Genomic DNA, 7,272 nt, shown 5'->3' with positions numbered 1-7,272 from the left:
CAAGTTCAAAAGAAAAAAAGAAGCAAAAAAAGAAAACTGTTGAAATATGGAAAACTCTCCGAGTTTCCCACATTCCAACAGATCTAACAACAACAATAAAAGTGTCTACTTTTTTTAGGACATGACACGGTGTCTAACCCCTAATGAGACTGAAGAAAAAGCCAAGAAGAAAGACCGCTCTGAGTTGAAAGTGAAAAGTTGAAAGTTCAAGGCACTGGGCGCCTAACCTCCAATACGCCCTAAACCGACCGAGGGATTCTGCGCTTGTCAGGACTCATATGTCAATTTTCATATCGAGATAATTCAATGCCCATGCCTCACGCCGTCATCCCGAAGCGCCTTTACGCAATGTCCTTTTTCCCGGTGTCGCAACGGCGAAGGATCCCCTGCCTTTGGCACTGCCGACCGTTCCGCGAAGTTTTGCACTTGTCTCAGGACTCAAATCTCATATCTAAAATCTAAAAAAAATCCATTATCACCTCCTCCCGAATCATTCTGTCTGGATTGGGATGCTTTTTCGATATGCCCCGGCCGCTTTGCCTTATTTTCATACGGGATCAAACACTGAAAGCTAAACCCGAGACATAAAAAAATACCGGACGCCGGCCCGGTATTCTTTATGTCATCTTAACAGTATGCAATTGTCTTAGCCTTGTTGCTGTTGTTCCTGCTCCTGGGTTTGATCCTGATTCTGGTTATCGCCCGCATGCGCCTCATGGATGATCTCTTTGATATCTGATTTTGGCTTCTTTTGCGTTTGTTTCGTGTAGTGCGGTACCTCGTTATTGCTTACGGCTTCCTCAGCCTGTTCGGCGGCACCCGTGATTTTAGTTTTTAAAGAGTTAGTCAGGTCTTTGATGGCATCGGTAAGGCTTCCCCCCTGTTCACCGATTTTGCGGCGTGTATTCCGGCCACTATCAGGCGCAAACAGGACGGCAAGTACGGCGCCTACAGCGAGGCCCGCAACCAATGCTGTGGCTACCGCAGCATCGTTGCCTGAATTTCTTTCGAACGCTTTCGCGAATAACTTTCTGTATTTCATAGCTGTAGTATTTTAGATGCTAACAAGCTGTAGCCTTCATTGTTTGATAAAGTATTTATCTGTACACCGGGAATGCAGCCGCGAACAATTTTAGTCGCCCGGCGTTTAACAGGAAAAACAGATATGCAAAATCAATTCAGAGTAGAAGTAGCAGATGGCGACCAGGGTAAGGTGTTTGTTATTGAGAATCTTGGCGGTGGCCGTTACCAGATCGCAACAGACAACGAAGTGTTAGGCACTATCCGCCTTGACGAAAGTGATCATGAGCATTGTGAACAGGAAGGCTGCGAGATTGACCTGCCGCTGCTTGCATCGATCCGCGAGGGCATTGCGGCACATGAATCGGGCGGTTCCCCTAAAGAATCCTGAGTTGAAATAAATTTACCAAAGGTTACACAAGATCGAACGCACGCGCATACTGAAACAGCACGGGTAGCGCAGGTGAACCGAGCTTTGAGCGGATGTTTTTGCGGTGCGTCTTTACGGTTTGTTCTGAAATAAACAGCATATCAGCACTGTCCTGGGCGGTTTTTCCCATCGCCTGGTGTCTCAAAATTTCCCTTTCACGGCTGGTGAGCGTTTCAAACTCTGCAGCGTGACGAAGCATAAATAACTGATCTGCCTGCAGCCGTTCCAGCTTGAGCTTTACATTGTCGTCAAGCTGCATAGGAAAACTGTATATGAGGATGTGCGTAACGTCGTTTTGTAAATTACGGGCAAGAATTTTCAGCGAACTGGAATACCACATCCAGTCATCGGTCGCTGTTAACTTGAGCCGGGTAAAGTATGAAAGCTGGAACCCCGGCTGATCTTTCTCTACAAGTTCTCCTGCTTTGCCGCGCAGCAGCACAATCTCATCCGGATGCAGAATCAGGTTACTGGGTCTCATATCTTCCTGAACGGGCCTGGGATCTGCGACGGCCAGCCGCCCTGAATGCTCCCAATTAAGCTGATCGCGGGAGACATCGTAAATAAGCAATAAGGCTGAAGGATCGAGGAATTCTCCTCTCACGCTACGCGATAAGCCATAATTTACAGTCAGGAACTTCAAAGATGATAGGTTTGCCTGCAATATAGCTAAAACGACTTAATTAGAACGACAAGGAATGTAAACAGTGCATTTAGCAAGAATGATAATCGCGAGAAATTGTTAGACAGTTAGAAAGAAGCGGTGTGCAAAGAGCTGCACCAAAAAAATAATTAATTGTCTTGCAGGCGCTTAAATAGCAGTTTTGCATGCGGCAATCAAAAATATTTGCGCTGAAACGAAAAAGTCGTATTTTTGCGTCTCTTAAAACGGTGGTTTTAGCTCAGTTGGTTAGAGCGCCTGATTGTGGTTCAGGAGGTCGTGGGTTCGAGCCCCATATTCCACCCCGGTTTAAAAGCAGTTCTGAAAAGAGCTGCTTTTTTTGTTTAAAGGGGGTTCGTCCTTTTTCCGCACCGAGTTGGCAAGGGGAAATTTTTGATATGCATATATCATGTATGCGGTTCGGTGAGTTCGAGGAGGCCACCAAGACGGAATTCATTACGGAGCATTACTGGGGTTATGCACGTTATAAAGATCACCTCACCAATGAATATGAAGTCAGGCATCCCCGGTGGGGACATTATCCGGTCCTGGATTACAAGCTGGATGTGAACTTTGGCTTGACCTACGGGGACCGGTTTGCTATACTTAATCAACTGGCTCCGGCCTCAGTTATGCTGGCCGAGGGCTCAGAAATCTCCGTTGAATGCAAAATGGTGATCCGTGCGGCCATTTGAAAAATGGTCATTATGCACATGCTTTGTCCGGAACAGTGGTTATGGCAATGCTTGATGCCCGTTAGCTATTTATTTTAAACGAACCCACGTATTCATATCAGTTCGGTTTTGGCATCATTGCCTGGTTTAAATTTATCCTGACTGTTTTCCGGTGAGGTTTGATTTTCATCGGTTATAAATTTTGGATCCCGTTCATCGGTTTCGGCGGTCTCCTTCTCGTTCAGGATAACTTTTTGCTCGCCGCCGGTTGCTTTGGGCTGCTGGTAGTCTTCAGTTGGATTTTTCATAGCCATGTGATCTGGGTGTATAGATAACAATACCTACATCCGGCTGGTTTTAAGGCATGCTCATTACCAGTTCGTATAACTGCACTACCGTTCAGATTATGGTTCGATACTGGTGGCGGGGTGCAATAAGTTAGCGGCCAAGATAGATGCGCTCAATCGCCGAAATGATTGGATCCAGGGCCAGCCCTTCATCCTGATTGCCGAAGACAATGATGGAAAATTTTTTCTCCGGATAGCGTACATAATACGACGAAAAACCGGTGGTTCCACCGCTATGCGAAATTCGTTTGGTGCCATATTTACTTTCGATGTACCAGCCGTAGCCATAGTCCAGTCCGGGGGCCTCGCTGGAACTGGGAGAAAAAATCTCGGTCATGGTCTCAGAGGATAACAGTTTATCCGAATAAAGTGCCTGATCCCAGTGATAAAAATCATTGATCGACGAATAAATCCCGCCATCCCCCTGAAGGTAGCTGGCGTCACTCTGATCTTCCTGCAACAGTTTTCCATCACGCAGGTTGTAACCGCAGGCCCGGTTGTTGATCTTTCCCTCGAGGCTATTGAACGTTGAGTTTTTCATTTTAAGAGGTTTGAATATGTTTCTGCGTACAAATTCGTTAAGCGGAAGCCCTGAGACTTTTTGCACCACCAGCCCTAACAACACATAAGCGGTATTGCTATAAGAAAACCTGCTCCCCGGCCTGAATTTGGTGCTGTCCTGCCTTTCCACAACATGCAAAATATCCAGATCCCTGAAGGTGGTACCAGCCGGTGCATCGCCGTAGCTTTTAAGTCCCGAAGTATGGTTGATCATTTGCAAAATGGTAATCTCTCTGGCAAACGGCGGAAGGCCTGGAAAAAAGGAAACGAGCTTATCCTCTAGTTTTAACTTTCCCTGGTCGCGAAGCATCAAAATAGCTTGCTGTGAATGGTTTGGTAACTGAGGCGATCCGGTAATTCGTTGCATTGGTCGCCTTCCGCTTTGTGGCGATCTCCGCATATCCAAATGATCGGTTGTAGATTTTCTTGCCGTGGCGCACCACCAACACACTGATTCCGGATGATTCCCCCGTTGTGTACTTAGAAAAGAGACTGTCAACAGACTTGGCCTGAAGGTCTAAACTTTGGGCGAATATTATGTTACCGTACAGCGCGAATATGAAGGATAATGCTAGTTTTTTCATCAGTTTTGGATTGGGTCCTGGTATAAAGACACGGCTTTTCCATAAACGTTGCGTGCTTCGTGCAAGATAGCCGTCTTTATTGAATTGATTAAACCTTCTACCCTAAATGTCCTGATCCAAATCCGCATGCAAATATCCAGCTAGCCTCAGCTATACAAAGCCAAGGTCCTTGACGGCAAAGTTTATGTTTTGAACAGTGAAGGTCACTGTTGTCCGGGAAAAGTTTTGCGAAAGCCTATAGTTCTTTGGTATCTGATAGATGTGAGGCTATGATACCGAACCGCTCACCGCCGTGGGGCTCCTTCTTTTTCTTGGAAAAGAAGCACCTGAGGCATAGCCGAAAGCGTTCGTACCTTTGAAAACAACATACAAGAGACGAACAAACCGCTCCGGCTGTGTATCTCCTCTTGCATAAAAGCATCCAAAGTCCGACCGCGGCGGGAAAAGGCCCGGCTGTTCTCAGCTTCAGACTTAAAAACTGCGTTATGAGTGGTGATGCGCCATGGTCTTGGTTCATGATTCGTTGCTCCTTATCCCCAAAGAGTTCCCCTCCTTGGTTCTTCCCAATGTCATTAAAACAGTGCAAGACTTTTAATACCTTTCTGCGGCGAGAAGATACGAGACCGGTCCGCACCTATTAGTGGCAGTAAGTAGGCAAAACCCTCATCAAAACTGCTGGCCGTATTGGTTGGCTTCCTTACCGCGATGCCCTACTCTACCGCAAACTCAGCCTGCTCATCCGCCTTTGCCCCATACACCGGCTGTGCCGATGCAAGCTCCGCCTGGTAGCTCAGCAAATCCTTTTTCGCATAAAACAGCGCCTGGTTGTTGACCGCAAAGATGATATTTATTGCGGCATACAACAGATCTACCTGCGAATCGTGATACATGTCTTTGTCGAAATAAGTCCAGTCTTTGGAAAGGTATTTCTGCAAGAGCTCAAGCTGTTCCTCTGTCATGCACCTGGCAAAGGCCGGATCCGCACACATGGCCTCAACCGTCTTTTTAAACCGGGGTTCCATTTTCTTCAGGGCCTCAGTGCTGTTGATTATGTCATCATAAGGCAGCCGCCGCATCATGTAAGCCGCTCCTCCCACTATCGCCAAATAGTCGTTATGGTAATTTCGCGCGGTCTCGGATGCCGCTGCGTACGCTTGATACCTTTGTTCAAATAGTCCGGCCTGGCCCGAATTTTCAGCCAGCTTGTAAAAAAAGTAACAAATCTGCTTATCCAGTCGCCCAAATTGATGCTCAAGTCCGCTCTGCGCTGCCTCCAGCACCTCTATCACGGCAGGGGAATCTGCCTTCTGGTATCGCTTGTCGTCGTAATCGAAGCTTGGCACATCGATCTCACCACGCTGAATCTGCCCGAGGATAATTAAGTCGCTATTAAGCGCTTCCAGAGTCTTCAGATCCTCGATACGCTCGTCGCTAAAAACCTGATCCGCCCCGCTAAACGTTTCTGTTTGGTCGTTAAAATCCTGCGGATTTTTATAGACGTATGGGTCCCGGGAATCGAAATATCCACGGTATAGTTCCGGCAGTCTGTATTGCTGCCAGGAATCAACAAAACGCCGCTCAAATTCCGCCGAATCACAGGACTCCAGTGCACCATTGATTTCCAATTCGCGGTACAAATGTTGTGTGAGTTTTAGCTCCACAGCCGCGCAGTCCTGCAACAGGGTGTTGGCCGGCTGGTGATCAACGCTGGCCGCCGTCATCATCAACAACCGCAGCCTGTCCACGCGGTCCCGGGTGCTTGGGTGGGAAGCCCATTGGTCAGTGAGTACCAGTTTGCTTTTGTCAAAACGCCCCATATCAATTTCCGTAATCTGCGGAAGACCGCCTTGCAGGGGAACCTGCAGCTCGCCGGCCAGGTGGGTCATCACGAAACGCTGCCCGGCATAGATGTTCGTAGGGATGGAAGCTCCGCCCGTTTGGTTCTGATAAAACTCCTGCACTTTATCCAGCGCATGTACTGATAACCCCATCCGCAGCAACGCATTGATCATGGGTTCGGCACCCGTAATCGAAGCGGCAACGGCATCGGCATGAAATTCCATCTCCCTGGACAGCTTGTAATAATTTACGTTAAGCACCTGGTAAATCTTGCGCAGCACCCACCGGATTGAAGCCACCAGGCCCTGGGCCAGCCTGACACCTGCATACACATATCCATGTATACTTGCCCAGCGCTCTGCCATGTCGCGGTAACTTTCATCGTCGAACAGCATGTCGTGCATGACCCGGTTGGAATGGTAAACGTAGCTGCCCACCTTCATGCTGCGCTGAGAAAAATGTCCGAATTCATGTGCAAGAATTGCCTTAAATTCCGATAACGTAGTCGAATTCATTAACCCCACCCCGATCTGCAGGTTTTTGCGAACCGGAAAAAACATGCTCCAGAAACTGGAATCGTAAAAAACGGCCGCATTCACATCGCTACCGAGGTACACCCGCCTGGGAAATTTTGTCCCGACTTCGTTCGTTGTTTGCCTGATCAGCTCAAACAGCGCCGGTTGATCTGCCTCCACAATTTCTATCAGGTGCGAGAGGTCCGTTACATGCTCCTTCGCGACGAATTTAAAAAGGAAAATCAGCACCAGGGCCGTCATTACCATCACCACAACGAACAGAGCGATTGTGGGCCATGAAGTATACCAGGCAATCAATAGTGTCGCACCATACACAGCGCCCGCAATGAGCAGCAGCAACATGGAGATCAGGATTACATAACTAACGAGAAACAGCAAAACGGAGCCAACCGACCATATGCCGGCCATCCGGAATTCTTTCGAAATGGGAGGAACAGGATGATACATGAGCGTTAAAAAGTTTGAGAGGTCAAGATAGTGCAAAACGGAAATTATTCAAAATATTGCTATGTGGATTCTATTGATTAAAATTCTGCTTTCTTGTTGTGCAGTCTGTAGGCACGGCAGCCACTGGAATAAAAAAGCCTAAGATTCGCACTAGCGTTTCCAACTACGCTACC

At 47.7% G+C, this 7,272-nt stretch carries 8 protein-coding genes and 1 tRNA gene; 3 read left to right on the top strand and 6 right to left on the bottom strand.

What is annotated here, in order from left to right; translation table 11 throughout:
• Window positions 1–646 precede the first annotated feature (646 nt).
• Window positions 647–1,042, bottom strand: a complete 396-nt coding sequence (locus tag EJV45_RS08440; protein WP_129715240.1) for a YtxH domain-containing protein — start codon at window positions 1,040–1,042, stop codon at window positions 647–649.
• Between the two features lie 123 nt (window positions 1,043–1,165).
• On the opposite strand from EJV45_RS08440, the gene EJV45_RS08435 reads away from it, so the two are divergent.
• Window positions 1,166–1,411, top strand: a complete 246-nt coding sequence (locus EJV45_RS08435; protein ID WP_129715239.1) for a hypothetical protein — start codon at window positions 1,166–1,168, stop codon at window positions 1,409–1,411.
• 22 nt (window positions 1,412–1,433) lie between these two features.
• On the opposite strand, the gene EJV45_RS08430 is transcribed toward EJV45_RS08435, so the two are convergent.
• Window positions 1,434–2,093 carry a response regulator transcription factor gene (locus EJV45_RS08430; protein ID WP_129715238.1) on the bottom strand — a complete coding sequence of 220 codons (660 nt, stop codon included), beginning with the start codon at window positions 2,091–2,093 and terminating at the stop codon, window positions 1,434–1,436.
• A gap of 247 nt (window positions 2,094–2,340) precedes the next feature.
• On the opposite strand from EJV45_RS08430, the gene EJV45_RS08425 reads away from it, so the two are divergent.
• Both EJV45_RS08425 and EJV45_RS08420 read left to right on the top strand, forming a co-directional pair.
• A tRNA-His gene (locus EJV45_RS08425) sits at window positions 2,341–2,416 on the top strand.
• Window positions 2,417–2,509: 93 nt separating this feature from the next.
• Window positions 2,510–2,806, top strand: a complete 297-nt coding sequence (locus EJV45_RS08420; protein ID WP_129715237.1) for a DUF2071 domain-containing protein — start codon at window positions 2,510–2,512, stop codon at window positions 2,804–2,806.
• Window positions 2,807–2,898: 92 nt separating this feature from the next.
• Here the strand turns inward: EJV45_RS08420 and EJV45_RS08415 are convergent, their stop codons facing one another.
• The 4 genes from EJV45_RS08415 to EJV45_RS08400 form a co-directional block, all read right to left on the bottom strand.
• Window positions 2,899–3,093 (bottom strand): hypothetical protein, encoded by a 195-nt coding sequence (locus EJV45_RS08415; protein ID WP_129715236.1) that lies wholly within the window; start codon window positions 3,091–3,093, stop codon window positions 2,899–2,901.
• 130 nt (window positions 3,094–3,223) lie between these two features.
• A complete protein-coding gene (locus EJV45_RS08410) occupies window positions 3,224–4,003 on the bottom strand; it encodes a serine hydrolase (RefSeq protein ID WP_165305015.1) in 780 nt (259 codons plus the stop codon).
• A complete protein-coding gene (locus tag EJV45_RS19690) occupies window positions 3,966–4,277 on the bottom strand; it encodes a serine hydrolase (RefSeq protein ID WP_129715234.1) in 312 nt (103 codons plus the stop codon). Before EJV45_RS19690 ends, EJV45_RS08410 begins: the two co-directional genes overlap by 38 nt.
• Window positions 4,278–4,987: 710 nt before the next feature.
• Complete coding sequence (locus EJV45_RS08400; RefSeq protein WP_129715233.1) at window positions 4,988–7,099, bottom strand: M48 family metallopeptidase; 2,112 nt, start codon at window positions 7,097–7,099, stop codon at window positions 4,988–4,990.
• Window positions 7,100–7,272 lie beyond the last annotated feature (173 nt).

The organism is Pedobacter sp. SYP-B3415, from assembly GCF_004138205.1.
GTDB lineage: Bacteria > Bacteroidota > Bacteroidia > Sphingobacteriales > Sphingobacteriaceae > Pedobacter.
The sequence above is the reverse complement of the archived record's forward strand: the minus strand, read 5'-3'. Positions and strand labels throughout refer to the sequence as shown.